Annotated in this window: 1 protein-coding gene and 1 pseudogene; both read left to right on the top strand. The window is 59.2% G+C overall.

Features of this window, described 5'->3' with window-relative positions:
- Window positions 1-203, top strand: a 203-nt coding sequence (locus D7Y13_RS47440) for a hypothetical protein (RefSeq protein WP_208734622.1), incomplete at its 5' end; no start/stop codon positions are given.
- Window positions 204-270: 67 nt separating this feature from the next.
- Window positions 271-453, top strand: a pseudogene (locus D7Y13_RS42755) (helix-turn-helix domain-containing protein); the annotation flags it as partial.

Genomic DNA, 453 nt, shown 5'->3' with positions numbered 1-453 from the left:
CTAGTCAGGAGTATGCCTCGAAGTCGCGGATCGTGTGGTCTGCATTTCAATGCAGCTACTATGCTGAAGTGATGGGAAACGTGCAGGAACAGGAGCGGCTATTCACCCTTGGGTATCAAGCAGGAGGCGATTTCCTTGCAGACTTGGAGACCGCCCAGATCGAAGAAGGTGATCTATGTGTTCCATCCCGGATGATCACATAGACCCTCGGAGGTCCGCGTTCTTCCTGGCAAGATTGGTTCTGGGGGACATTCGGGACGGGGTGCGGCCATGCTGATCCATCTTCACAAGCAGGCGACGACGACGCCCAAGGTGCGGGCGGCGATCCAGGCGAGCGACGAGCCTGCGTCGGCGCTGGCGGAACGGTTCGGGACGACTGAGCAGACGGTGTATGAATGGCGGCATCGTGAGAGCGTTCATGACCGCAGTCATACGCCGCACCGGCTGCAGACC

The organism is Corallococcus praedator, from assembly GCF_003612125.1.
In the GTDB taxonomy this organism is placed as follows: Bacteria; Myxococcota; Myxococcia; order Myxococcales; family Myxococcaceae; genus Corallococcus; species Corallococcus praedator.
The sequence above is the reverse complement of the archived record's forward strand: the minus strand, read 5'-3'. Positions and strand labels throughout refer to the sequence as shown.